This window comes from Marinobacter lacisalsi, from assembly GCF_042651045.1.
In the GTDB taxonomy this organism is placed as follows: Bacteria; Pseudomonadota; Gammaproteobacteria; order Pseudomonadales; family Oleiphilaceae; genus Marinobacter; species Marinobacter lacisalsi.
The window spans coordinates 13,804-39,947 of sequence record NZ_JBHSDI010000061.1; the positions used below are offsets into that span (position 1 = coordinate 13,804).

21 protein-coding genes and 1 riboswitch are annotated in these 26,144 nt (G+C 61.4%); of the genes, 5 read left to right on the forward strand and 16 right to left on the reverse strand.

What is annotated here, in order from left to right:
* Positions 1 to 17: 17 nt before the first annotated feature.
* The 3 genes from ACFOZ5_RS17365 to cbiB form a co-directional block, all read right to left on the reverse strand.
* Positions 18 to 1,856 carry a TonB-dependent receptor domain-containing protein gene (locus ACFOZ5_RS17365; protein WP_379889670.1) on the reverse strand — a complete coding sequence of 613 codons (1,839 nt, stop codon included), beginning with the start codon at positions 1,854 to 1,856 and terminating at the stop codon, positions 18 to 20.
* A gap of 151 nt (positions 1,857 to 2,007) precedes the next feature.
* A riboswitch (cobalamin riboswitch) is annotated at positions 2,008 to 2,227 on the reverse strand.
* A complete protein-coding gene (gene cobD / locus ACFOZ5_RS17370; protein ID WP_379889672.1) occupies positions 2,228 to 3,265 on the reverse strand; it encodes a threonine-phosphate decarboxylase CobD in 1,038 nt (345 codons plus the stop codon).
* Positions 3,262 to 4,191: an adenosylcobinamide-phosphate synthase CbiB gene (cbiB, locus tag ACFOZ5_RS17375; RefSeq protein ID WP_379889863.1), complete on the reverse strand. Its 930-nt coding sequence runs from the start codon at positions 4,189 to 4,191 to the stop codon at positions 3,262 to 3,264. The genes cobD and cbiB overlap by 4 nt, the downstream gene beginning before the upstream one ends.
* A 148-nt stretch (positions 4,192 to 4,339) precedes the next feature.
* Here cbiB and cobT point away from each other — a divergent pair, with 148 nt between their 5' ends.
* Both cobT and ACFOZ5_RS17385 read left to right on the forward strand, forming a co-directional pair.
* A complete protein-coding gene (gene cobT, locus ACFOZ5_RS17380) occupies positions 4,340 to 5,395 on the forward strand; it encodes a nicotinate-nucleotide--dimethylbenzimidazole phosphoribosyltransferase (RefSeq protein ID WP_379889675.1) in 1,056 nt (351 codons plus the stop codon).
* Positions 5,392 to 6,000, forward strand: coding sequence for a histidine phosphatase family protein (locus ACFOZ5_RS17385; RefSeq protein WP_379889678.1), 609 nt, complete (start codon positions 5,392 to 5,394; stop codon positions 5,998 to 6,000). Before cobT ends, ACFOZ5_RS17385 begins: the two co-directional genes overlap by 4 nt.
* Here the strand turns inward: ACFOZ5_RS17385 and cobU are convergent.
* The gene (cobU, locus tag ACFOZ5_RS17390; RefSeq protein WP_379889680.1) at positions 5,986 to 6,513 is read right to left on the reverse strand and encodes a bifunctional adenosylcobinamide kinase/adenosylcobinamide-phosphate guanylyltransferase; all 528 of its coding nucleotides are present in this window, start codon (positions 6,511 to 6,513) and stop codon (positions 5,986 to 5,988) included. The genes ACFOZ5_RS17385 and cobU overlap by 15 nt on opposite strands.
* Before the next feature lie 124 nt (positions 6,514 to 6,637).
* Here cobU and ACFOZ5_RS17395 point away from each other — a divergent pair, with 124 nt between their 5' ends.
* Together ACFOZ5_RS17395 and ACFOZ5_RS17400 are read left to right on the forward strand one after the other, a co-directional pair.
* On the forward strand, positions 6,638 to 8,509 hold the full coding sequence (locus tag ACFOZ5_RS17395; RefSeq protein WP_379889682.1) for a putative nucleotidyltransferase substrate binding domain-containing protein: 1,872 nt from the start codon (positions 6,638 to 6,640) through the stop codon (positions 8,507 to 8,509).
* A gap of 14 nt (positions 8,510 to 8,523) precedes the next feature.
* The gene (locus tag ACFOZ5_RS17400; RefSeq protein ID WP_379889684.1) at positions 8,524 to 9,258 is read left to right on the forward strand and encodes a 3'-5' exonuclease; all 735 of its coding nucleotides are present in this window, start codon (positions 8,524 to 8,526) and stop codon (positions 9,256 to 9,258) included.
* An 11-nt stretch (positions 9,259 to 9,269) separates the two neighbouring features.
* On the opposite strand, the gene msrA is transcribed toward ACFOZ5_RS17400, so the two are convergent.
* The 10 genes from msrA to ACFOZ5_RS17450 all read right to left on the reverse strand — a co-directional run bounded on the left by msrA (position 9,270) and on the right by ACFOZ5_RS17450 (position 22,062).
* Positions 9,270 to 10,460 carry a peptide-methionine (S)-S-oxide reductase MsrA gene (gene msrA, locus ACFOZ5_RS17405; protein WP_379889685.1) on the reverse strand — a complete coding sequence of 397 codons (1,191 nt, stop codon included), beginning with the start codon at positions 10,458 to 10,460 and terminating at the stop codon, positions 9,270 to 9,272.
* A gap of 91 nt (positions 10,461 to 10,551) precedes the next feature.
* Positions 10,552 to 12,042, reverse strand: coding sequence for a sensor histidine kinase (locus tag ACFOZ5_RS17410; RefSeq protein WP_379889687.1), 1,491 nt, complete (start codon positions 12,040 to 12,042; stop codon positions 10,552 to 10,554).
* A gap of 3 nt (positions 12,043 to 12,045) precedes the next feature.
* The gene (locus ACFOZ5_RS17415) at positions 12,046 to 12,747 is read right to left on the reverse strand and encodes a winged helix-turn-helix domain-containing protein (RefSeq protein ID WP_379889689.1); all 702 of its coding nucleotides are present in this window, start codon (positions 12,745 to 12,747) and stop codon (positions 12,046 to 12,048) included.
* 11 nt (positions 12,748 to 12,758) lie between these two features.
* A complete protein-coding gene (locus ACFOZ5_RS17420) occupies positions 12,759 to 13,022 on the reverse strand; it encodes a hypothetical protein (RefSeq protein ID WP_379889691.1) in 264 nt (87 codons plus the stop codon).
* Between the two features lie 182 nt (positions 13,023 to 13,204).
* Positions 13,205 to 14,101, reverse strand: coding sequence for an SMP-30/gluconolactonase/LRE family protein (locus tag ACFOZ5_RS17425; RefSeq protein ID WP_379889693.1), 897 nt, complete (start codon positions 14,099 to 14,101; stop codon positions 13,205 to 13,207).
* Positions 14,102 to 14,113: 12 nt separating this feature from the next.
* The gene (locus ACFOZ5_RS17430; protein ID WP_379889695.1) at positions 14,114 to 15,088 is read right to left on the reverse strand and encodes an NAD(P)H-dependent flavin oxidoreductase; all 975 of its coding nucleotides are present in this window, start codon (positions 15,086 to 15,088) and stop codon (positions 14,114 to 14,116) included.
* Between the two features lie 147 nt (positions 15,089 to 15,235).
* A complete protein-coding gene (locus tag ACFOZ5_RS17435; RefSeq protein WP_379889697.1) occupies positions 15,236 to 16,882 on the reverse strand; it encodes a carboxylesterase/lipase family protein in 1,647 nt (548 codons plus the stop codon).
* A 233-nt stretch (positions 16,883 to 17,115) separates the two neighbouring features.
* Complete coding sequence (locus ACFOZ5_RS17440; RefSeq protein WP_379889699.1) at positions 17,116 to 18,822, reverse strand: carboxylesterase/lipase family protein; 1,707 nt, start codon at positions 18,820 to 18,822, stop codon at positions 17,116 to 17,118.
* Positions 18,823 to 19,075: 253 nt separating this feature from the next.
* Complete coding sequence (locus ACFOZ5_RS17445) at positions 19,076 to 20,458, reverse strand: DUF1329 domain-containing protein (RefSeq protein WP_379889701.1); 1,383 nt, start codon at positions 20,456 to 20,458, stop codon at positions 19,076 to 19,078.
* Between the two features lie 224 nt (positions 20,459 to 20,682).
* Positions 20,683 to 22,062 carry a DUF1329 domain-containing protein gene (locus ACFOZ5_RS17450; RefSeq protein WP_379889704.1) on the reverse strand — a complete coding sequence of 460 codons (1,380 nt, stop codon included), beginning with the start codon at positions 22,060 to 22,062 and terminating at the stop codon, positions 20,683 to 20,685.
* Positions 22,063 to 22,371: 309 nt separating this feature from the next.
* Here ACFOZ5_RS17450 and ACFOZ5_RS17455 point away from each other — a divergent pair, with 309 nt between their 5' ends.
* Positions 22,372 to 24,063 (forward strand): methyl-accepting chemotaxis protein, encoded by a 1,692-nt coding sequence (locus ACFOZ5_RS17455; protein ID WP_379889707.1) that lies wholly within the window; start codon positions 22,372 to 22,374, stop codon positions 24,061 to 24,063.
* Between the two features lie 25 nt (positions 24,064 to 24,088).
* Here ACFOZ5_RS17455 and ACFOZ5_RS17460 read toward each other — a convergent pair whose 3' ends face one another.
* Positions 24,089 to 24,385, reverse strand: a complete 297-nt coding sequence (locus ACFOZ5_RS17460) for a GGDEF domain-containing protein (RefSeq protein WP_379889709.1) — start codon at positions 24,383 to 24,385, stop codon at positions 24,089 to 24,091.
* A 26-nt stretch (positions 24,386 to 24,411) separates the two neighbouring features.
* Positions 24,412 to 25,977, reverse strand: a complete 1,566-nt coding sequence (locus ACFOZ5_RS17465) for a diguanylate cyclase (RefSeq protein WP_379889711.1) — start codon at positions 25,975 to 25,977, stop codon at positions 24,412 to 24,414.
* Between the last annotated feature and the right edge of the window lie 167 nt (positions 25,978 to 26,144).

The following is a 26,144-nucleotide window of genomic DNA, read 5'->3' on the forward strand; positions in this document are numbered from 1 at the left end:
CCTCTCCCTGGTTGGTACTATCGAATGTCGTAACGCACGGTCAGCAATGCCGTACGACCGGCGGCGATGTACTTGTGATCGTCATCATACCGGGCGGTGGAGTATTCCTTGTCGAGAACGTTTGCCACCGTCAGGCGGGTGGACCAGTCCTCAGCAAACTGCCAGCCGGCGCGCAGGTCCAGGGTGGCAAAGCCGGGCAACCGGTCCTCGTTTTCCGGGTCGTCGTAACGGTAGCCCTCGGCCAGCAGGGTGCCGCCAAGATTCCAGTTGCCAATGGTCCGATCGAGGTCCAGGCGCAGGGATTGGGCCGTACGGCGAGTCAGGCGATTGTCGCTATCCCGGTCACGGGGGTCCTGCAGGGTCAGAGCGGCCTTTGCCTGCCACTGATCGAGTTCGAAGCCGGAGCTTAGCTCCAGGCCGCGAATACGGGCGTTGTTGACGTTGCGGGGCGAGTAGTAGGGATCTCCTGGTGTCCAGGCAATCAGGTTGTCCACCTCCAGCTGATAAAGGGCCACGTCCCAAAACCAATGCGCATAGCGGCCGCTGGCGCCCAGCTCGAGGCTTTCGGACTCTTCCGGCTTCAGGTCAGGGTTGCCGACAAAGATTACGCTGCCGTAGTCCTCTTCTGGATAATAGAGGTCATTGAAGGTGGGAGCACGGAACGCCGTGTTGTAACCCGCACGTACCCGGTGATGGGCATCAAACTGGTAGCCCGCAGCCACCCCGCCGGTCGTTTCCTTGCCGAATGCTTCGTTGTCGTCCCCACGAAGGCTCAGTTGCAAGTCTGCCGGGCCGAAGTTGAACGAGGCCTGAGTAAACAGGGCCGCGTTGGTGCGACTGTTTTCATCATAACTCTCGCTGGTATCCACTTCGTCGTTCTGGAGTTCACCACCAATGACCAGCTCGTGTCGCCCCAAAGCCAGGGTATTGTCCCAGCGGGCTGTCCGGCTAGTCGTATTGAACCAGGACTCTGTGGAACCGAAACGGTCCTGTTCATCCCGGGATTCACTCAAACGGATACCCGTGCGCCAGTTGTCACTGACCGGTGCTTCCAGGGACCCGCCAATAGTGCGCACCATGAAGTCGGTGTTGCCACCCTCGAATTCTGAATTGCCGGTGCTTTGCATGAACAGCACACTGGCCTTTCCACCGTTGTCCAGTTGGTGGACCACGCGGCCAAAGCCATCGGTATTACGATGCCCCCGGTCTTCCCCATCTTCAATAATGGCAGTGCCGTCGGTCTCACGATGAAAGCCGCTCAGGGTCATGCCGGTATCGCCGCGGCTGGCGGAAAAGCCTGCCCCGCCCTGGCGGGTATCGAAACTGCCGCCACCCAGCTCGACCCAGCCTTCAGTCGCCTGCCCAGGTTCCGGCAGAAACGCCTGTACCACCCCGCCGACCGCATCGGCGCCATACAGCGAGCTGCGGGGACCGCGGACAATTTCCATGCGGTTGATCATGGATACCGGTACATGCTGCCATGGGGCGCTGCCGTTGGTGGCCGAACGCAGGCGGATGCCGTCAATAAGCAGCACCGTGGACTCGCTGCTGGTACCCCGGGTAAAGACGCTGGTGGTCTTGCCGAATGAGCCGTTGGAGATAACATTGATGCCTGGCTGCCCTTGGAGCAGGTCCTGCATCTCGGCCGGCTGTTGGCGTTCGATTTCTTCTTCATCAATGACAGTCACCGAGGAAAGACTCTCGCCCTGGGTTCGGGGCCCGAGGGTGGCCGTCACCACAATGGGATCCATCGCTGTCGGACCGGCTTCCTCCGCCGGGGCAGCCGCTACGGAAAGGGGCAGAAAAATACAGGCAGGCAGGACCAGACCAAGACTGGCTGGATCGGTAATACGCATGTTCGGATCTCACTGACTAACCGCGCGCACCCGCACGGTGATGATACGTCGCTGCAAAGGTCAGGGAGATAAAAGCCCGCAGGCAGGGTGGGCAGGACAGGAGGCTCGGGAAGACGCGCCGGATTCACCCACCATTTGCCGCCCTCCGCAGCACCAGGTGTGTTATCAGGCCGGTCTCCGGGCTTATGAGCGGCTCAGCATGCTGAACCGGGTGATCACCTTCCCATACCCGGGGTACAGTGGCGTGTTCGATCACCCTTGACTCAATTACCGTTGCGGGGGCAGCGTCGGAATTGCCTGTTGGGGGCGCACCGACTTCCCAAATTCCCGGGTCTGTATCTTCCCGGGACACCTGAAAACAGGGCGACAGGCTAGCAACCGGTCCTGCGCTGGTCAACGACATTCATCAAATGCTGCAGGGTGCGCTCCAGACGTTCCCACTCGAACTCATCGCCAGGCAGCCCGATACGCAAGGCCTGGGGATTGTCGAAGTGGCGCACCAGGACACCCCGGCCGGCGAGGAAGTCCGCCATGGCCGCCGCATCGGGGTGAACCAGGTAGCGGTACAGCAGGGTGCCGGTGGTAGCGGGCAGGCCCAGGCTCTGAATCGACTGATCCAGACGGTCGCTGTCGGACCGCAGGCGCTCCAGGGTCTTTTGTTGCCAGATGGTGTCCTTCAGTGCCCGCGCCATGATGTAGCGGGCGGGGGAACTGAGCGACCAGGGCCCCAGCCGGGCGGCCAGGGCGTCGGTAATGGCGGGTTCGGCGTAAACCGCCCCGGCCCTTACCCCGGCCAGCCCGAAGAACTTGCCCAGGGAGTGCAGCACCACCAGGCCCGGCGCAGACGCCATGGGCACCATGCTCAGGCCCTGGTAGCCAGTGGCGAAGGCTTCATCCACCACCAGCCAGCCGTCCCGCTCCACCAGGGCGGCATGCCAGTCCAGCAGCCGATTCCGGCCCACAATCATACCGGTGGGATTATTCGGGTTGATCCACACCATGACATCCAGGGAGCGTAACCAGCCATCCCCCTCACGGATCTGATCCAGGGTCACCGGGACCACCTCATGGCCGGCCAGGGCCCAGCAGCGGGCGTGTTCTGAAAAACCGGGCTCGGGCACACCCACCCGGCAGGGGGAACGCAGCAGCGGCAGGGTCTGGATGGCGGCCTGGCTGCCCGGCACCGGCAGGCAGCCGGCGCTGCCGGGCGCCCGGCTCCAGTCCCGCAGCACCAGGCCCAGGCCATCGTCTTCCTCCGGCAGCAGTCGCCACAGGTGATCGGGCAATGGCGGCACTTTCCAGCCCCGGCGATTGATGCCCGTGGACAGGTCCAGCCAGTGATCCAGGGGAATGCCCCAGCGACGGGCGGCTTCGATCAGCCGGCCACCATGGGCGAGTGTCGTACTCATCCCTTACCTCCCGTTACTACCAGGGTGCCAAGTAACACCAGCGCCACCCAGAGCCATGCACCGTGGGTAACCAGGACCAGCGCCGCGCGGATAGCGCCCGCTGATGCCGCCTTGCCGGCACCCAGTATCGGGCGGCGGCGAATGCGGGCGCCATAAGGCGCTGCCCCACCGAGTCTGACGTCAAGCGCACCGGCACCCGCGGCCATCACCGGCCCGGCATTGGGGCTGTCCCAGGCAGAGGCCTGGGTCTGCCAGCATCGCAGGGCCTGGCGGGTGTCGCCGAGCACCGCGTAGGTCAGCGCGGTCAGCCGTGCCGGTATCCAGTTCATGACATCGTCCAGCCTCGCGGCTACCCGACCAAAGGTCAGGAAGCGCTCACTACGATAGCCCCACATGGCATCAAGGGTATTCACCATCCGGTGAAGCACCACCCCCGGCAGACCCGCCACCAGAAACCAGAACAGGCTGGCAAAGACGGCGTCAGCGCCATTCTCGAGCATGGATTCGGTGGCAGCCCTGGCAATGCCCTGCTCATCCAGCCGTTCAGCATCGCGGCTGACAATGGCACCGACCGCCCGTCTCGCCCCGGTGAGGTCCTGTTTTTCCAGTGGCACTGCCACCGCCAGACCATGCTCCCGCAGTCCACGCAGGGACAATGCCAGCCATAGCCCCACGGCCTCCACCACGAACACCAGCCACCAGGGCGCCGCCTGCACAACCAGCCACGCCAGCAGCGTCAGCGGGACCACAAGAGCCACAACCGCCAGCAGACCGCGAGCGATTCCAGCGCCTGCGCCCCGGTTCAGGCGCTGTTCCACGGCCGCCGCCAGATTGCCGAAGCCCACCACCGGGTGCCACCGGCGGGGTTCGCCCAGGCAGTGGTCGAGCAATAATGCGGCACCACATACCAGAGCGGGTACAACCATCTCGTTCAATCGCCCGTTTCCCGTGTCTGCAAAAGACCCACAGTCTACGCCACCGGGATACGTTCTTGACACTGACCGGCGCACATCCGACCATTTTGGCCCGGAATCGTCCCCGAGCCACCCCACAATCCACCGACGGACCACCACCATGCCCCTGCCCTCAGCCTGGACCAGCCCACCCCAGCCGACGGACGCCGCCGCCCGACAACGGGCCCTGGCCCGCCAGGGCATGCTCACCAAACCCTCGGGATCCCTGGGCCGGCTGGAGACACTGGCGGTGGACCTGTGTGCCATGCAGGGCCATGACCACCCGGTGATCGATCAGGTGGCCATCACGGTGTTTGCGGGCGACCATGGTGTCTGCGACGAGGGGGTGTCGGCCTTCCCCCAGGCGGTTACCGGCCAGATGATCGCCAACTTTGCCAATGGCGGGGCCGCCATCAGCGCGATGGCCAGGGAACTGGGCGCCAGCCTGGAGGTGGTCAACCTGGGAACGGCCACCCCGTTGGAAGGACAGCTTGAGGGCGTTCGTCACCGGCCCATTGCGCCGGGCACCGCCAACCTGATGCGCCAATCGGCCATGACCGAAGACCAGGTCAGCGCCGCCCTCCAGGCGGGAGATGCCGCCGCCGGACGGGCAGCCGATGCCGGTGCCCACCTGTTTATTGCAGGGGATATGGGCATCGGCAACACCACCTCGGCCGCCGCGCTGGCCTGCGCGCTGCTGGGTGAAGCCCCGGAGGCACTGGTGGGCCCCGGTACCGGCCTGGATGCCGAAGGCCTGTCCCACAAGGCGGCCGTGGTGGTCCGCGCCCTTCAGCGCCACGGCGGTCACCGTGACCCGCTGACGGCACTGCAGTCCCTCGGCGGGCTGGAGATCGCGGCAATCACCGGGGCGATCATGGGCGCCGCCCAGCGCCGGATTCCGGTACTGGTGGATGGTTTTATCGTGTCCACCGCCGCGTTGGTGGCGGTACGGCAACAGCCGCAGGTGCGGGAGTGGCTGCTGTTCGGCCACCGCTCGGCGGAACCCGGCCACCAGCGGGTGCTGGATGCCCTGGAGGCCACACCGCTGCTGGATCTGGGCATGCGCCTGGGGGAGGGCAGCGGCGCCGCCATCGCCGTGCCGCTGCTGCGCTCGGCCTGCGCCCTGCACAATGGCATGGCCACGTTTGACGATGCCGGCGTGAGTAACCGGGCATGACCACCACCCTCATCGACCTGATCCGCCATGGCGAGCCCGAAGGGGGGCCCATGTTCCGGGGGCAGACCGACCACGCCCTCAGCGAGCAAGGCTGGCAGCAAATGCGCCGGGCCATCACGCCAGAGGACCACTGGGACGTGATAGTCACCTCCCCCCTGCTCCGTTGCACCGGGTTTGCACGGGAGATGGCCGACCGGCTCGGGGTGCCGATGCATACCGAGCAACGCCTGCAGGAAATCGGCTTCGGAGACTGGGAGGGCCATACGACCGACCAGGTCATGGCAACCTGGGGCGATGCCCTGCAACAGTTCTGGAGCAACCCGGTGGCTTACCCGCCCCCCGGTGGTGAAACCCTGGCCGACTTCCGGAAGCGGGTGTCACAGGCCTGGGCCCACTGGACGCAAGCGCTGGCCGGTCAGCGGGTGCTGGTGGTCTGCCATGGCGGGGTCATCCGCATGGTGCTGGCCGAGATCCTGGAAACACCGCTGGAAGCCGCCTTCCGCACGATGGCGGTGCCCTATGCCAGCCGCAGCCGCATCCGGCTGGACGAGTCACCCCATGGGCGGCTGGCGTGCCTGCTCAGCCACGGCTCACTTCAGGGTTAGCTGAAGACCGGCGACGCTCATCAATACCCGGTCACAGCGGCTGGCGAGGGCCTGGTTGAGCCAGCCCAGTTCATCAGCAAAGCGCCGGGTCAGCGGGTCCATGCCAATAATACCCAGGCCCACTTCATTGCTGACGATAATGACCTCCCCGGGATAGTCCACCAGCGCATCCAGAAACCCCTGCCGATGTTCAGAGAACCGGCTCTGGGCGATGTGCAGCAGGTTGCTGACCCACAAGCTCATGCAGTCCACCAGCAGGCAGGGGGCGGGGGATTGCGCGCCCTTCGCCGACAACACGGCCGCCAGGTCCACCGGTTCCTCCACCAGCCCCCAGTCACTGGGGCGCTGGTCCTGGTGGCGGGCAATACGGCGCGCCATTTCGTCATCGCCGGCAGTGGCGGTGGCCAGATAGACCACCGGGCCGGCAACCTCAACGGCAAGCTGCTCTGCCAGTGAGGACTTGCCCGAGCGCACGCCCCCCAGGACCAGTGTTTTTGTGTCGCGGTTGCTCATGCAGCGTTTCCTCTTCCTTTGCCATGATCAGGTTTCTGCCGTCACTTGCGACTAACGGAGACATCGGGCAGGACCGGCATAGCTGCTATAGTGCGATAAACATTACAGGATTACAGGTTCGACAATGCAAGCGGAACTGATCGACATCCGGAATCACCTCCAGCAACACTCGCCCTTTGCCGAGCTGCCTGAGTCTGTGCTGGACGACGTCGCGGGCAGCATCGAGATAGCCTATTTCCGGGCCGGATCACAGATCCTGGAACTGGGCCAGAAGAACACCGACCTGCACTATATCCGCAGCGGTGCCGTGGAGGTTTACCGGCGCTCCGGGGAACTCTACAACCGTGCCGGCGAAGGTGAAATATTCGGGCAGTTCGGGCTGCTGATGGGCAAGAAAGTGCGCTTTCCCGCCACCGCCCTTGAAGACACGCTGGTGTACCTGATCCCCTACCCGATGTTCCAGCACCTGTTCGACACCCAGGAGGTGTTCGCCGACTTCGTGGAAGTCGAGGACAACAGCCGGCTGCGCTCCGCTGTCAGCCGGTCCCAGCAGGGCAACGAACTGATGACTTCGCGGGTGTCGCGGCTGATCAGCCGGGAACCGGTCATGGCTCCTGCCACGGTGCGCCTGCAGGAAGCCGCCCGCATCATGACCGAGCAACGGGTATCCGCCCTGCCGCTGATTGAAGGCAGTGGCGAGAACGTGGGCGATCTGGTGGGCATTATTACTGACCGGGATCTGCGGACCCGGGCCGTGGCCGATGCGCTGCCGTCGGAGACGCCCATTGCCGATATCATGTCCCGGGAACTGATCACCATACGGGCGGACGCCTTTATCTTCGAAGCCATGCTGATGATGCTGCACAACAACGTGCATCACCTGCCGGTGGTGGAAAATGGCAAGACCCGTGGTGTGATTGCCCTGTCCGACATCCTCAAGTACGAGTCCCAGAGCAGCCTGTATGTGGTCAGCAACATCCATCGCCAGCAGGATGTGAAGGGCCTGAAAGCGGTCAGCAAGGACGTGCGTGCCAGCTTTATACGCATGGTCAATGAAGATGCCAATTCCCACATGATTGGCAGTGCCATGGCCGGTATCGGTCGCAGCTTCACCCAGCGCCTGCTGGAACTGGGTGAGGAGAAACTGGGCCCACCACCGGTGCCTTACTGTTTCCTGGCGCTGGGCTCCATGGCCCGGGACGAGCAGTTGATCGTGACCGACCAGGACAATGCCATGGTGCTGGACGACAGCTTTGACCCGGAACAGCACGACGAGTACTTCCTGGCCCTCGCGACATTCGTCAGTGATGGCCTGGCGGAATGCGGTTACACCTACTGCACGGGCGACATCATGGCCACCAACAAGAAATGGCGGCAGCCCCTGTCGGTATGGAAGGACTATTTCATCGACTGGATCGACAACCCCAAGGCGGAGGCGTTGCTGAACAGCAATATCTTCTTCGATCTGGATGGGGTGTACGGGGAAATGGCTCTTGCCGACGCCCTCAAGGAGTTGATTGCCACCCGGGCCCCGGACAGCCAGCGATTCCTGTCGCTGCTGGCCCGCAACGCCCTGAATCGCACGCCGCCGCTGGGTTTTTTCCGCAAGTTCGTGCTGGAAGAAAGTGGCCAGCAACGGCACACGTTCAACCTCAAGCGCCGGGGCACCGCGCCGGTGTCTGACCTGATCCGCGTGCACGCCCTGGCCTGCGGGTCGCGACGCCAGAATTCCTTCGGCCGGCTGACAGACATCGCCAAGACCCGGATTCTGCCGGACGATGGTGCAAACAACCTGCGGGACGCCATGGAATTTATCGCGATCGTGCGGATCCGGCACCAGGCACTGGCCATGGAAGACGGACGTGAGCCTGACAACAATGTGCGGCCGGAGGACCTCTCACCTTTTGAGCGCAGCCACCTGAAGGAAGCGTTCCAGGTTGTCAGCCAGGCCCAGAAATTCCTGCGGTACCGCTACAATGCCCCCATTCCCAAATAGGTTGCGGGAGTCCCATGAGCAGCAACGAAGCAGAACAGGCCAGCGGGCAGAGGTCCCCTGGCGACTGGCCGGGAAAGCTGTCAGCCCTGGCCGGCAAGGCCCGTGACCCTGGGCTGAAGGCCTTCTATGAGGCCGGGTGTGTGCCGCCCGACACGCCGATATCGAAGGTTCCGATGGTGGCGGTGGATTTCGAGACCACCGGGCTGGATCCGGACCAGCACTCCATTGTCAGCATCGGCCTGGTCCCTTTCACCCTTGACCGGATCAGCCTGCCAGGGGCCCGGCACTGGGTTGTAAGGCCACCCCTGCCCCTGCATCAGACATCCGTGACCATTCACGGCATTACCCATTCGGACATTGAACACGCGCCGGATTTCGGGGACATCCTGGGGGAACTGCTGCCGGCCCTGGCGGGCCGCATAATGGTGGTTCACTACCGTGCCATAGAGCGACCATTCTTCAACGTGGCAGTGGAATGGCGGCTGAAGGAAGGTATCGATTTTCCATTAATCGACACCATGGCCAACGAGGCATACCTGCACCCGGACCGGAACCCCAGCCGCTGGCAGCGACTGATGGGCCGCCAGCCGATATCCATACGCCTGGCGGACAGCCGGCTGCGCTACCACCTGCCCCACTACCCGGGCCACAACGCGCTGATTGACGCCATCGCCACCGCCGAGTTGTTGCAGGCGCAGGTCCGCCATCACTTCGGGGCGGATACGCCGGTCAGCGACCTCTGGCTATAGCATTTTCCAGCTCAGGGCTCCCGGACCTCATCGATATACTCGCCGTAGCCCACCGCTTCCATCTCGTCCAGCGGGATAAACGCCATGGCGGCGGAATTCATGCAGTAACGAAGGCCAGTGGGGGCCGGGCCGTCATCGAACACATGGCCCAGGTGCGAGTCCGCATGGCGGCTGCGGATTTCCGTACGGGTCATCCACAGTTTGTTGTCCTCCTTTTCCACCACCGCATCGTCGCTGACCGGCCGGGTAAAGCTGGGCCAGCCCGTGCCGGACTTGTACTTGTCGCGGGAGGAGAACAGCGGTTCACCGGAGACAATATCCACGTACAGGCCCGGTTCTTTATTGTCCCAGTACAGGTTGTCGAAGGCCCTTTCAGTGCCATCTTCCCGGGCAACCTCATACTGCAGGTCGGTCAGTTGGCTGCGCAGCGTCGCCTCGTCCGGCATGGTGAAGCTGGCGGCGTCAAAGCCCGCGCCAGTGACGATACGGCTGAATGCTCCGGCCCTGTTGTCACTGCTGGCGCTGTCAGAATCCGGCTGGAAGCGGGAGAAATCCACATCCTGCTCCTCTTCCGTCCAGTACTTGTCGATAAACTGGAAACGGCCGCTGTTGAAGGTGTAGACCTTGTAGCGAATCGGGTTCTTCTTGTAATAGTCCTGGTGGTAGTCCTCGGCCTCATAGAACTGGTCCAGCTCCGTGATTTCGATCACCACCGGGTCGTCGTAGCGGCCGGATTCCGCCAGCGTCTGTTTGGCAGTTTCCGCCAGCTGCTTCTGCTCCTCATTGTGGTAGAAGATGGCCGGGCGGTACTGCTGGCCCCGGTCCACGAACTGACCGTCGGCATCCGTGGGATCCATGAACCGCCAGAACCCTGCCAGCAGTCCTTCATAGGTCATCTTGTCCGGGTCATAGTAGACCTGTACGGCCTCGGTGTGGTTGGTCTGTCCCGATGAGACCTGCTCGTAGGTGGGCGACGGCTCGCTGCCGCCGGCGTAACCGGATACGGCTTCCACCACACCGGGGATCTTCTCGAAGCCGGCCTCGACACACCAGAAGCAGCCGCCGGCAAAGGTGGCTACCGCCAGATCCGGATCGTCCGGCGCGTGGACCGAGCGATTGTCTTTCTGTGCAAATACCCCGGTGGACAGGGCGGCAAACGCGATCGGCAGAGCAATCAGACTGGCTACCAGTAATCGTTTCATAACAACATCTCCTGATCATTGACCCTGTCAGTATGAGGGCATGACGTAACAGGGTGTTCCCTGAATTCTTACGAATGAATAACGATCGGGATCAGGCACCGCCGGCACGGTGGACAGGAAGCTGGATCCGGAACTCGGCGCCACCGCCGGCGCGGTTACCAGCCCTGATGCTTCCCTGCTGCAGGTCCATGATGTGGCGGGCAATCGCCAGCCCAAGGCCCGCATGCAGCCCCTCAACCTTGCCGGCGTCCTGGCTGCCACGATAGAAGGGATCAAAGATATGGGGCAAATCCTGCTCCGGTATGCCCGGGCCGGCATCCCTCACCATGACGGCGGGCGCACTGGTCCCTTCAAAACACAGCTCAACAACACCACCTGCCACGCTGTACGACAGCGCGTTGCTGATCAGGTTATCCAGCACCCGCTCGGTCATGGCCACGTCACCGCTGGCCATGGGCATGGCCGGATCGCCGGTCACCATTAAGGCCACCTGGCGGCGGTCGGCTTCCTGTTGGTGCTTCTGGACCACATCGTAGACCAGTTCGGCCAGGGAGAAGGGCTCCGTCTCCGGCTTGCGTTCACAGGCCTCCAGTGAGGCAAGTTCGAACAACTCGTCCACCAGCCTGCCCAGGCGACGGCTTTCCCGCAACGCGATATCGAGGAAAGCGTCCCGCTCTTGCGGGCTCAGTCGACCGGACCGCAGCTTCAGGCTCTCGATGTAGCCCTGGATGGAGGCTAGGGGCGTGCGCAGGTCATGGGACACCTGGGCAACCAGGCGCCGCCGCTGGGTGTCCTTTTCCTGCAACTGCCGGATCTGGGAGGTAATCCGGCTGGCCATATCATCAAAGGTGACGCCCAGGTAGTCGATCTCGTCGCGCACTACCGGGCGCTGCTGACGCCAGGTCTTGCGGGGTTCGCGGCTCATGTCGCTGTGTTCGAACTCCGCCACCAGGCCGGTCAGACGGGTCAGCCGCCGGGTGAGGATGCGGAACACGGCCAGACCGGCCAGCAACGCCACCACCAGGCTTGCTCCCAGGGCCCAGGCGGCCATCTCGATGTAGTGCCCGCTACGGGCCATGGCTTCGGCGGAGTCGTATTCTCCCCCCCGAAGTACCACGTAAAGGTAGCCCTCCCGTCGTTCCTCGGAGGGCACCGGCGTCACCGAGAATACCTTGCGCCGGTCATGGCTTCTGGGGTCATCGCCCAGCACCGGATAGTCCGCCATGTCCCCGAGCAGACGCCGGACAGGTTCCAGTGAGACGCGGTTGCGTTTGATCTTGTCGGGATCCGCCGAATAGGACAGGATGCGGCCCTCTGTATCCAGCAGGTAGATCTCGATACTGGGATTAATGCTCATGTAGAGTTCAAACAGGGCCTTGAGGGCCTGCTGGTCCAGCTCGCCATCCGCCACCAGGTTGCGGTCGGCCACCAGCCGTTTGGCCAGGTCCCGGTTCAGTTCCTGGTCTATGGAGGCGTTGTACTGCTTCAGTGATCCCAGACTGAGCACCGAAAACAGAACCGCCACGGCCATCAGCAGCAGGAAAAGGCCAAGGGAAAGCCGGGTGAACAGGGTATTGGCCATCGTTCAGTCCCTTAGCCGGTAGCCAACGCCCCACACCGTTTCCACAAACTCGGGGTGAGCCGGATCCCGCTCGATCTTGCCCCGCAGGCGGTTGATATGGGTGTTGACGGTGTGTTCATAGCCGTCGTGGTTGTACCCCCAGACGGCATCCAGCAACTGGCTGCGGGAGTACACCCGACCGGGGTTGGAGGCAAAATGCCAGAGCAGGTTGAATTCCCGGGCGGTCAGCTCCACGGGCTGCCCGTGCACCAGAACGCTGCGCCGGGCCGGATCGATACGCAGGCCGTCCCGGACAATCTCCTGGTCCGGCGAGGCATTCACATCCCGCCTGGCCAGGGCATCCACGCGGCGAAACAGGGCCTTCACCCGCGCCGCCAGCTCGGCCACGCTGAAAGGTTTGGTGAGGTAGTCGTCGGCCCCCATTTCCAGCCCCAGCACCCGGTCCAGCTCGGTGCTTTTCGCTGTCAGCATCAGTACCGGCACGTAATCTGTGCCGGCCCTGATTTCACGGCATACCGCAAGCCCGTCCAGGCCGGGCAGCATGAGGTCGAGGATCACCAGATCCACGCCCCCTTCCCGGAACCTGTCGAGCCCGGTGTCGCCCCGGTCCGCCAGCACCGGATGCAGCCCCAGATCCTGGATGTGCATCCGAACCAGCTCGGCGATACCGGGATTGTCTTCGATAATCAGTACAGTACGGCTCAAGCGAAGGTCCGTCAGTGGTCGTTCATGGTGTCTTTTTTCATGTCGTCATCCATCATGGCATCGTCCTTCATGGCATGGTCATCATCCATCATGGTGTCCGGGGACATGGCGTCTTCCTTCTCCATCATGTCGTCGTTCATCATGTCGTCATCGTGCATGGCCTTGTCTTCCATCATGCCATCATCCATGGCCTCTTTCTCCATATGATGATCTGCCACGGCAGACGAGGCGGCAGTGGCCAGTGCCAGGGTGAGCATCAGTGCGATGTGTTTCATGGTTCTCTCCTTGATTAACGGTTGGTGAATCAGACGATTGCCTGTTCACGAGCCATTCTGGAGAGACGATGTCACGACACACTCACGCGCCCCTAAACAGTGTGTCCGCTATTGATCACAAAAGTATCACGCCGGCCCCACAGGGACCGGCGTGACATCATGGCAGGATAAAAGACTGGAAGTCAGGGGTTGCCGGCGTGGGGCACCGACACCCGGGCGGTGTACAGAGCGGCCTCGTTGGCCTGCTTGCGCCGCTTGGCGGAGGAATCCGGAGCACAGCACATCAGCAATGTGCGGCCGTCGGTGTCGCCCAGCATACAGGCAAAGACGCCCAGGCCATCCGGGGCCTTGATCTCGTCGGTGATCTCGCCACCTTCCGCTACACGGATGCAGCGCTGGTTGAAGGCATCGGCGATCCAGATCTGACCCTCCGCATCCAGGCCACAACCATCGGGGCCTATGCTGAGCTGCTTCAGCATCTCGGCGCGGGGCCCTGCCGCCGGCCGTGAACCGAATTCGGCCCAGGCGCGACGGTCATAGAGCTCGCCGTCGTCGGCAATGGTGAAGGCAGTCATGCTGTTGCCGAAGGTCTCGCCGACCACCAGGGTTTTCTGGTCCGGGGTTATGACCATGCCATTGGGGAAGTACAGGTCCTCAGCGGCGACACTGAGGTTGCCTTCCGGGTCAATGCGCATCAGCTTCGCCGGCATCAGGTCCTCACCTTCCATCAGGTCGAACCCGAAGTTGCCTACCCAGGCATTGCCGTCGTTGGCCACCACCAGGTCATTGACGTGGCCGGTGGCATGGTCGGAAAGATCCGCATACTCGCTGACCTCGCCGTCTGGCGACCGGCGCATGACCTTCTGGTCCACCATCGAGACAAACAGCAGGGAGTCATCCGGCAGCCAGCCCAGGCCTGAAGGCTGGTGAGGCACGTCCAGTACCTTGTCCACCAGCCCGTCCACCGTCACCGTGTAAATGGCCTGACGGTAGAAGTCGGAGACCCACCAGCGGTCATCCCGCCAGCGGGGCCCTTCAAAGAATTGTCCACCGTCGGTGAGCAGGTTGACGTCTGCCATGGTGCCGTCTCCTTACAGAAGCCCCATGAGGCGATCACGAATGAGAGTGTCCGCGTCGCTCATGATGCGGTTGATCAGTTCCTCACAGGATGGCACATCGTGGATCAGTCCGGCTACCATGCCGCAGCTCCAGGCCGCCTCGTCCATCTTGCCTTCGTGCAATACCAGCTTGCCCTTGGCACCGGAGACCAGGTGACGGATATCCTCGATCTGGGTGTCGGCACCCTTCTCTTTCTCGATACGGATAATCTCGTCCACCGCCGCGTTTTTCAGCACGCGCTCAGTGTTACGCAGCGGGCGCATGACCAGGCGTGTCTGCAGTTCGTCGGACTCGACGATGGTTTCCTTCACGCGATCATGCACCGGCGCTTCCCGTGTGGCCAGGAAGCGGGTGCCCATATTCATGCCGTCGGCACCCAGGGCCAGCGCGGCCACCAGACTGCGGGCATCGGCCATACCGCCGGAAGCGACGAAGGGGATCTCCAGCTCCTCGGCCGCCCGGGGCAGCAGGATGAAGTTGGGGATGTCGTCCTCACCGGGGTGGCCGCCACACTCGAAGCCGTCGACGCTCACCGCATCACAGCCAATCTTCTGGGCCTTGAGCGCGTGGCGGACAGAGGTGCACTTGTGGATCACCTTGATGCCGGCCTCATGAAGCGCGGGCATGTACTTCTCCGGGCTGCGACCGGCGGTCTCCACGATCTTTACGCCGCCGTCGATAATGGCCTGGATGTACTCGGGATAGGGGGGTTCCTGGAAAGATGGCAGGAAGGTCAGGTTGACGCCGAAGGGCTTGTCGGTCAGTTCCTTGCAGCGGGCGATTTCTTTCGCCAGGTCATCGGGCGTGGGCTGGGTCAGCGCAGTGATAATACCCAGGCCACCAGCATTGGAAACGGCAGCCGCCAGCTCCGCATAGCCCACCCAGTGCATGCCGCCCTGGATGATCGGATGCTCGATGCCAAACAGTTCAGTGATGCGTGTTTTCATGGAACTCCCCTGATGAGTAGTGATCGTTATTGGAATGGTGCTCCATTATTCATTAGGGGGAATCATTTTACAAAAAAGGGCGGCCCGAAGGCCGCCCCGATCAGACATGGTTGTTTCTGCCCCTGTTCCGGGAGACAAAGTCCTGCTTCAGAAACTGCTCCAGAAGCCACATTTATGATCCGTGCCGAACTGCGCCGTTGTCGTGGTCGCTATTCCATCGGGGTCCAGTTGGATGATTTCTCCGGTGGCGCTGACTGCGGGCCAGCTCACTCCAGTGCCATCGGACGGATTGGGGTCGCCGGTCTTCGCAAAATTGGCCCAATACGAGGTCATGGCATCCGCCAAATCGAGAGAAGCCGACTGCATCCCGTTGGCTTCACGACTGGCCCGGGAACCGAAGATGTACTGGATCTCGAAGGCATGGGCCGCTCCCAGGTCGAAGCTGTAGAAGCTTGCATCGCCTATGATCGAGGGAGCGTCCCTGTCCTGAAATTCGTAGGCATAGACCGCATTTTCACTGCTGGCAACCAGCTGCCCGATCTGCCCCAGCATTCCGCAGGAGAAGACCACGTCGGTGCCGACAGCACTAACGGCGACGCTGGTGTTGTCGTACGCCGACAGCGGGTAGTAGCCGTTGATGATGCTCTGCGCCGTGGCTTCATCAACGCCAATCAGGCTGGCCACCTCGGGTGCATAATCATCCGCATCCAGAATCGCGTCTGCCTCAGGCTGGCCGGCGCGCAAGCGAGTCGCCTCGCCAATAGCCACGAACAACCGCCATTCGTCCAGGTTACTGCCGGTCATGACCGGAACTTTATTGTAATCTCCGTCCGTCAGGGAAGTGCTGATGCTCTTTGGCAGGATGTCGCCGCGACGGCTGGGAACAAAATCCAGACCGGCAGCGGCCTGAGCAGCCTGAATCACAGACGCATCAAGCTCACGGATACAGGCGATATCAGAACACGATGACTCAAGGCCCTGGTAGAACGTATCGCCAGCAGCCTCAATGGCAGCCTGGTCAGGCTGTATAGCAGTGTAAGCACCGCTCTGCACGATAGCCTTGTCGAACAGCTCTGTCGCTGTCGGGGAAACAACGTGCGACAGGACACTCGCACCACCGGCAGACTCACCGAAAATTGTCACGTTGTCCGGGTTGCCGCCGAAGCTTTCGATATTGTCCTGAACCCATTGCAGGGCAAGCTGCTGGTCCAGCAGGCCCCAGCTACCTGAATAACCATCGGGGTCCTCAGCGGCCAGGTCCGGGTGGGACAGGAAGCCCAGCACACCCAGACGATAGTTGATGGTGACCACCACAACGCCCTGATCGACCAGATCGGTCGGTACATAGCTGTTGCCTGAGCCCGTCTCGAAGGCACCCCCATGAATCCATACCATGACAGCGTTCGTGCCATCGGCATCTTCAGGCTGGTACACGTTGAGGTACAGGCAATCCTCTGTGGCAGTTGCTGCGCCAAAGGTGCTCTGGGGCTGGATGCAACTGCCACCGAAACTATCGGCACTCAGGGTTTCTGTCCAGGGCTCCGCTGGGACCGGGGCTGCGTAGCGCAGGTCGCCCACAGGAGGCTGTGCATAGGGAATGCCTTTGAAAGACAGGCCCCAGGATTCTTCAACGCCTTGTACATCACCCTGCTGGGTCGACCTTACCGTGGGATCTGGCGTGGGTGCAGGGTCATCGTCAGAGCCCGAGGAGGATCCGCCACAGCCGGAAAGCAGCGCTGAGCCGAGAACGGCACCCAGGGCCAGTTGCCAGGCCCTGTTTCTTGTCATGTTCATGGTAATGCCTCGTTGTTATTGTCTCAGAGAGTTCATTCGTCGCGCCCCATAAAGCGAGCATTCGCTTTATGGGAGGAGCATTCAGAAGGTTAATAGGGTGGCAACCTACTGTCTGGAGCAGGAGGGTCCATAGTGGGCCGCGAGGGGAGACTGAAGTTTTGTTCCGCAATATTACGCCGGCATTCGCCAGGCCCGGGGCGGTAGCACTCCGCTCCGGGCCTGGGCGACCGGGCTTAGCGCGGCAACAGAGGAGGGTTATCCCAGTAGGCACAGTTGTGGGCATCTTCCGCCATGCTGGCGTTGACCAGTGCGGCGTTACCAAGGGTCGACGGTTCCAGCTCCATCAGCTCACTACCGTTACCGTAGGCCGTCCAGGTGGCGGTACCATCATCGAGACTTGGGTTGCCATTGCGTGCGAACTGGACCCAGTACTGGATCATCTGCTCCGACAGGTCGATCTGGGCATCGGTAGCGCCCCGTTCACGCATTGTCTCTTCCGAGTTCAGCACGTACTGGATCTCGAGGGCATGAGCAGCTCCCAGGTCGAAGCTCAGCCCGGCCGTCAGCGGTCCGAACAGACTCGGAGCGTCCTGGTCGGTAAACCAGTAACCGTAGGTATTGACCCCCTGGGCGGACAGGCTTTCCACCTGGTCGATCTGGTTGCAGGCAAAGCGCCAGGAGGTCTGGATCGAAGCCAGGGCCAGGGTGAAACGGTCTGGGTCGGCCGGGTCGGTCACCACTGGCGAGTTAAGCGGGCTGTTGCTGGTATTCAGGTAATCGTTCCCGATCTGGGCTACATCAAGACCACGCGGGTCCGTACCCAGCAGGGCCGTCAGTTCCGTGTCGTACTCATCCCTCGTATCCACCGGATTCGGGGAGGGTGGGTCCATCAACAGGAACGGAATTTCATCCAGCGCCAGGAACAAACGCCCTTCGTTCAGGTTATTACCGGTCATCACCGGCACGCCTTGCGGGAAGGTGGCATCACCCTGCTGAGTCAACGCCGCCTGGATGGAATGAGGCAGCATGCCCTGACCCCAGGTGGGGTTGAACCACATATCGCCCTGGGCCGTCAGAATTTCCTCGGTGGTAATCCCCTCGTCCCGCAGGCAGGCTGCCACGTCAGGCGCCGATTCGCAGCCAAGCGCGGCTACAACCGGTGCACCAATGACCGTTTCACCAACGGCTTGCGGAATCTGTGTGGGCTGATAGGCCCCACTCTGGACAATGGCCTTGTGGAACAGGCCCTCGGAGCCGGTGCTGGCCCCGGCGGATACCAGCTGTGACAGCACGCTGTGGCCACCGGCGGACTCACCGAAGATGGTCACGTTATCCGGATTGCCACCGAACGCCCCGATGTTCTCCTGCACCCATTCAAGGGCCAGTTGCTGGTCCAGCAGACCGAATTGACCGTTCCCCTCAGGCAGACCGGCGGCTGGCAGGAAGCCCAGAATACCCAGCCGGTAGTTCATGGTGACTACCACTACGTCCTCGGACACCAGCCGGAATGGCTCATAGGATTCGCCCCCGGAACCGGTGATAAAGGCCCCGCCGTGGATCCACACCATCACCGGCAGGTTGTTGCCCGATTTCGGCTTATACACGTTCAGGAACAGACAGTCTTCATCCAGGCTGTCGGCAAACCCGTTGAAGGCACTACCGGTTTGGGGACAATTGTTGCCAAACTCATCCGCCTGCAAGGTTCCCTCCCACGCGCCGGCAGGCTGGGGAGGCGCAAAACGCAGGTTACCGACCGGTGGTTGCGCATAGGGAATCCCCCTGAACGCAATCATCCCGGGCTCATTGGTTCCGTTGACCTTGCCCTGGCTGACCGTAGTCTCGGTATTGACCTGGGTGGGGGTCTCATCGTCGGAGCCCGATCCGCCTCCGCCGCCACAACCCGCTAACAGGGTTGCAGCCAGCACAGTGCTGCACGACATCCACCAAAAGGTGTTCTTGTTATGAAATTCCATGATTCAGCCTGCCTTGATCTGTTGTTTTTGTAGCCTGGCCAGGCACCAGGCTGACCAGAAACGGTCGCAATAAAGAAGCAGTCCCTCCAGGTGAAGAAGGGTCGAAAACCTGTCAACAGATTAAGGGCAAAGGATGGGAGCTGTCTGGCGCCCAGACGAGGAAGAGTGAGGAGAGATGGTATGTCGTGTCACTTCCCTGTGACACATCCTGCAATTCGTCTCAGTCTTCGGAGAGACGACGGCGCAGGGTGAACGGTGAGAAGTACCGTTTGCCCGGGAATTCGTCCTCGTAGAGGCGGGCGCGCCCGGATTCGTTCACCAGACCGGAAACGTGGTACAGGCCTTTATGCAGGTCATGGAAGACATCGAGGGAATTTACCACGCCGGGCAGATCGTAAAAGTTCTTGAGCATGCCGGTGGATACACGCCACAGGTTACCCTTGTCATCGTACTGATCCGCCACGGCGATGTTCCAGCTGTCCTCGTCAATATAGAACACCCGCTTGTGGTACAGGTGGCGGGCGTCTTCCCGCAGGGTAGCCTCCACCACATGCACCCGGTGCAGTTCCCAGCGCATCAGGTCCGGGTTCAGGTGCTGGTCGCCGAGCACTTCATCGTAGGTGTATTTATCATTGGAGAGCTCGAAGTTATTGTAGGGGATGATCTTCTCTTCCAGCCCCTTGTACTCCCAGTTGAAACGGTCCGGCGCTCCGTTGTAGAGGTCGGTGTCATCCACGGTACGCAGACCACCTGATGATGCAATCGGCGCGTCATAGCCCAGGCTGGGTGCCTGGCGAACCTCACCGGCGCTGAACCCCCAGGCCTTACGGGGCTCCTTGACCTGGTCCAGGGTGTCGTGAGTCAGTATGCCGCCCCCGGCGTACTGCTCCGGCGCGGTCACCGTGGACAGGTAGTAGTTGGCGATATTGTCCAGGGTCTCCTTGCTGCCGCCTTCCAGGTTCCAGTTGAAGAAAACCTCCTGGCGCATGGTAACCGGGCGGAACTTGCCGCCGACAACCACAACTTCGGAGAATTCCCGCTTGACATAACGGCCACGCCAACGGGTGGTGTGGTTCCAGATGGCCTGCTTGGCCTTTTCCTCGCTGGTGCCGTGGAGGATCGGGAACGGATGCCCGCCGAAGGCATTCTTGATGCCGTTACCACCATCAGCCAGAGAAGCTGAGGTAGCATTGTTGCGGGTGTTAACAACGATATGGTCCGGCGCGGTGTGGGTCCGGCGTGTCGGGAATACCCGTACCTTGAAGGTGTCCGGATACCGGTTGATCAGGGCGGCCACCCCGTCCGGCAGCACATCCCGGTATTCCTCGATATTGTCGGCGGTCACCACGTAGCGCGGCTCATCGTCGGGGTAAGGATTGACATGGTGGTCGCCGTTACCCTGATAGCCATCGGGGATGGTGGTGTCACCGCCCGTCCAGCGGGGAATAGTGCCTTCCGAGTTCCCCGCCCGGATCGCCCCGAAAGGCGTCAGGCTGTTACCCAGGCGGTTGGCCTGGGCCTGGGACACGGCAGCGTGGGTGGTGGTTACGCTGGCCACGGCCAGCAACGAAATGCACAGTGCGGGGATCAGTTTTTTTTGCATAGTCTCGTACATCTTGGCCGACCATCTTTTTGTTTTGACTACAAACAGGAGCCTGACAGTCACCACTCCTGTCGCCTGAGTCGTCTAACGGACATTATGGGATCTTGTCGCATTCTTAACTATTTCTCATGAACTTGCTAGCGCCCAGCCCCGACCTTACACGCCGTTACATAGTGGCGAGCAATCAGTCACGCTGATTTCACAGAAATTAACAAAAAGCCTCTTTATTCGGACAAACGCCGGCGCAGGGTAAAGGGCGAAAAGTAACGGTCGCCCGGAAAATCATCCTTGAACACCCTTGAACCCTCGGTTTCATTCACCAGCCCCTGAACGTGGTAGCGGCGTACCTTCAGATCATGATAAGCCGCAATGTCGATCCACACACCGGGCAGGTCGTAGAAGTTTTTCAGCATGGCCATGGTCACCCGGTAAAGATTGCCCTGGTCGTCGTACTGATCCGCCAGGGCAATGTTCCAGCTGTCCTCGTCGATATAGAACACACGCTTATGGTAAAGATGGCGGGCATCCTCCCGCAGGTTGGCTTCCACCACGTGCACCCGGTGCAGTTCCCAGCGGGTCAGGTCCGGGTTCAGGTGGTAATCACCAAGCACTTCGTCGTAGCTGTACTTGTCGCTGGACAGTTCAAAGTTGTTGTAGGGGATCAGCTTCTCCTGCAGCCCCTTGTATTCCCAGTTGAAACGGTCCAGCGCACCATTGAAGACGTCGGTATCGTCCACCGTGCGCAGGCCACCGGAAGAAGCGATCGGCGCGTCATAACCCAGGCTGGGGGCCTGGCGAACCTCACCGGCGCTGAACCCCCAGGCCTTGCGGGGCTCCTTGACCTGATCCAGGGTCTCATGGACCAGAATGCCACCGCCGGCGTACTGCTTGGGAGCCAGCACGGTGGACAGGTAATAGTTGATGACGTTGTCCAGGGTCTCCGGGCTGCCGCCCTCCCGGTTCCAGTTGAAGAAGACCTCCTGACGCATGGTAATCGGCTGGAACTGGCCACCCACTACGACCACTTCGGCAAACTCCCGCTCCGTGTAGCGGCCCCGCCAGCGGGTCAGGTGATTCCACATCGCCTGCATGGCCTTTTCCTCACTGGAGCCGTGAAGAATCGGGAAGGGGTACCCGCCAAAAGCGTTCTGGACCCCGTTACCACCGTCCACCAGGCTGGCGCGGACCGCATTCTTGCGGGAATTCTGGGCGATATGGTCGGGTACCGTGTGGTTCCGGCGGGTCGGAAACACCTTCATCCTGAAGGTGTCGGGGTAGGCCTCAATCATCGCCGCGGCGCCATCCGGCACCACATCGCGATACTCCGACAGATTGCTGGCGGTGACCACATAGCGGGGCTCATCATCCTTGTAGGGATCAACATGGTGGTCACCGGTCCCCTCGTACCCCGCTGGGATGGTGGTATCACCACCAGTCCAGCGCGGAATAACACCATCGGAACTGCCGGCACGAACGGCACCGGAAGGCGTCAGGCTGTTGCCCAGCCGGTTGGCCTGGCTCTGGGAAACAGCGGCATGAGCCCCGTTGGCGCTGGCCACAACCAGCAGTGCAGCACAGAGGATGGGGAGTAATGTTCTAGGCATAGTGATGTATCCCTGGACGAGGAGCCTGCGGTTTCCTGTCACACAGACGCCTCGTTGACTCATTGATTGGGTGACTCCAGGAACGACCGCACCGCTGTTCCTGTTGCGGCTTTTTTCAGAAAAATTCCGTGAAATATAACGACAGGTTGGCGACTCGGACTGGGCCTTCAAGAAATGGCTCGAGATGCCGTTAACCATTCAAATAGAGCGATTCGGGTTACATTTTGGAACGGAGCCCGATCGCAAATCCGGATATTATTTGTACAGTTTTCCGCCCCCTGTCCTTTTAGAAATCTTTGGAGTTATAACATGAAACTGATGGAGCGACTGCGTATTCGTTCACGTCTGTTAATAGCGGTACTGGTTCCCGTGGTGCTCACAGCGGGTGCCCTGGCCTGGGTAACCGCAGACCAGCTTCGGGCCAATGGGGAGGCGGAGGTGGAACGGTTGCGCGCCAGCCTGCTTGAAGCCCACAAAACCGGGCTCAAGAACCTGGTGGAGGGCGCAAGAGCCCTGATCCGTGAGGAATATGACCAGGAAAAGTATCCGGAAGAAGAGGCAAAAGAGCGTGTAAGGAATAAACTCCGGTCCATCGTGTTCGGTAACAATAACTACCTTTATGCTTACCGCGACGATGCTTACATGCTGATTTTCGCCCCAGATCCCAGTATCGAAGGGTTTTCCGACGAAACCACGGATGCCAGCCGAGCTTTGCTGGCCAAACTGTTCGAGGTGGGCCGCAACGGCGGCGGGTTCTTCCGCTATGAATTCGATAACCCAGCCACCGAAGAAAAGACGCCTGAGCCGAAGCTCTCCTATTCCATCACACTGGACAAATGGGACTGGGTCATGGGTGCCGGCGTATACATTACAGATATCGACAAGGCGGTTGAGGCGGCCCGTCAGGAAATCGAAGAGCAGATTACCAGTGCACTGCTGACCATCCTCAGCATTACCGTCATCATCGTTCTGATTTCCGTTGGCTTTGGCATCTTCATGGGCCGCACGGTAACCAGACCCCTGAGCCGGGTGACCCGAACCATGCAGGACATTGCCGAAGGCGAAGGCGACCTGACCCGCCGCCTGCCCGACGACGGCAATGACGAACTGGCCGATATGGGACGTCAGTTCAATGCCTTCGTCAGCAAGATTCACGGCACGATCCGGGAAGTGGGCGATACCACCAACCAGGTGGCATCGGCGGCGGAGCAACTGAGCCGGGTAGCCCAGGAAACCCGCTCCGCAGTCCAGACCCAGGGTTCCGAAACGGATCAGATTGCCTCAGCCATCACCGAGATGGCGGCAACCATCCACCAGATCTCGAAGAACGCCAGCGAAGTACAGCAGGCTGGTGCCGATGCGGACCGGCTGGCGAAGGATGGCGGTCAGACCATGGCCGGCTCCCAGCAGTCAGTGAACAAACTGTCGCAGAACATCATGGAAAGCGCGGAAGCCATCGAAGCCCTGGCCGCCCGCAGCGACGAGATCCAGAAGGTGCTGGACGTGATTCACGAAGTCACCGACCAGACCAACCTGCTGGCACTGAACGCGGCTATCGAGGCTGCCCGTGCCGGCGAACACGGCCGTGGCTTTGCCGTGGTGGCCGATGAAGTACGTCAGCTGGCCAAGCGCAGCGGCGAATCCGCCGGTCAGATCCGTGAGATGATCGACGGCTTTATCAGCGAATCCCGCGGTGCTGTGGATCGTATGCGTTCATCCCAGGGGCTGTCCGAGGAAACCGTAGAGCGAATCAACCACGCCAGCTCGGCCCTCAACACCATTGAACAGTCGGTGGAGCATATCCACGACCAGGTTACCCAGATTGCCACCGCCTCCGAAGAACAGAGCCACGTGGCCGAGGAAATCAACCAGAACGTGGTACGCATCGTGGAGGCTGCCCAGAACAGCGACACCGGCGTCACCCAGACCAACGATGCCAGCCAGGAACTCGCGCGCCTGGGCGAGCGCCTGCGGGAGCTGGTCACCCAGTTCCGGGTGTGACCGCCTCCGGCTGCCGGGTGGTGGTTCAGGCTTCGCGAAGAACCACCGCCCGGTTGCGCCCGGCATCCTTGGCTTCATAAAGTGCCTTGTCGGCCATCCTGAACAGCTTCTCCCGGTCCGTAGCATGGCCAGGCACCACGGCCAGCCCGGCGGAAAAGGTCAGGTTGGCCGGCCCCTCCGGGCCGAAATCCAGGTCAGCGAAGGCTTCCCGTAACCGCTCGATAACGTCCAGCCCATGCTCGGCATCGAGCCCTGGCAGCACCAGTACAATCTCCTCGCCGCCAAACCGCGCAGCCACGTCGTGCCTGCGACTCCGCTCCATCCTACACGGCATCCGCAGGAAGAACGTCAGGCGTCGCCCGGAATCACCACCCGGTTGCGGCCCGTATCCTTGGCTTCGTAGAGCGCATTGTCGGCTGTCTTGAACAGGCTTTCGCGGTCCGTGGCGTGGTCAGGGACCACCGCCAGCCCGGCGGAAAACGTCAGGTTGGCAGGCCCGCCCGGGCCGAAGTCCAGTTCTGAGAAAGCCTGCCGCAACCGATCGACAACGTCCCTGCCACGCTCGGCATTCAGCCCTGGTAGCACCAGCACAAATTCCTCGCCGCCAAACCGGGCAGCCACGTCGTGCTTGCGGCTGCCATCCTTCAGCAACCCGGCCAGGGCGACCAGAATGCGGTCGCCCACATCGTGGCCCCAGGTATCGTTGACCCGCTTGAAGTGGTCCAGATCCATCATGCAGAAACTCAGGTGGCTATGCTCACGAAGGGTGCGGGGGATTTCCTGCTCCAGCACTTCATCCAGCCAGCGGCGGTTGTACAGACCGGTGAGCGGGTCACGGATGGATTCTTCCTTGAGCGCCTGGCTCAACTGCTCGTTCCTGGCAAGCTGGTCGCGCAGACTGGCCTCTGTCTCCTTCAGCGTCGTCACATCCCGGAAACCATACACCACACCCCGGATCTTTCCGGTATTGCCATAGAACGCATTCTTCTGAACGCTGAGACAACGGTTGTGGACCTCAATCTCGGAGGCCATTTGGCCATTCGTGTACAGGTCCGGAATCAGTTTTTCAATCGGCTCGCCGCGCGACAGCTCCTTTCCGGGTGGTTCAAAGAACTCCCGCGCCTTGGGATTGCGGTCCACCAGGCGGCCCTGGCCGTCGGTTACCAGCACGCCGTCCGCCATGTGCTCAAAAACCAGCGAGCGGGCAATCGGCATGACATCCAGAAAGCCCTGGCTGCGAATGTTCAGCAGCATTACCACCGCAGTGACCAGAAACCCGAAAGGACTGATATCAAGGTCCTGCAATGGTTCCGGCAGGGCGCCGACAATGGTAAGAATGTTGGCGGCGGATGACGCCAGCCCCCCGATCAGGAGAACAGCTGCCTGCATCCGGTAGGTGCGGGAGCGGACAATGAAACGGACCAGGAGACCATAGGCGATGAGCGTCAGGGAATAGGAGTAGAGGGTGTGAAGCCAGAAGACGGGCCCTCCGGTGAAACTCTGCCCCTCACGTGCAGCGAATCCCGCAAGAAACCAGTCGTGATAGATGCCATCGGTTAACGCCACCACCACTACCAGGGTGGGTACGATACTGAGCCCCACCACCAGACGTCGGTTGAGGCGGGCAATGACGCCGGTGTACAGCAGCACAAACGTCAGCAGCGACGCGGGCAGAGCGCCCACACCGATAAACATGAGCCGGAACCAGAACAACGGCAGGGCATCGGGCTGGGGGATGACTTCGGGGAGTTCAGGCCGCAGCAACTGTATTGCGTAAAACAGCGTCCACCAGCTGATCCCCACCATCATGACCGCTACCGAACCGGCGGCGGGCGTTTCACGGCGTGCCCAGGCATACCGGGCAAGGAACAGCGTAACCAGGCAGGAAATAAACAGCGCTGTAACAAACAGCATTCACCAGCTCCCGGAGTTCATGGTCAAATTGCCAAATGGGTTGTTGTTTTTAGTCCCAATATGTTGGAAAGTCGTACTCATTTACGAGACGTTACCGGGAAGGTATCGTCACAAAATAGAGCGCTGGCTCTATTCCAACAGAAACATGTAGTGTATGTAACAAAAAC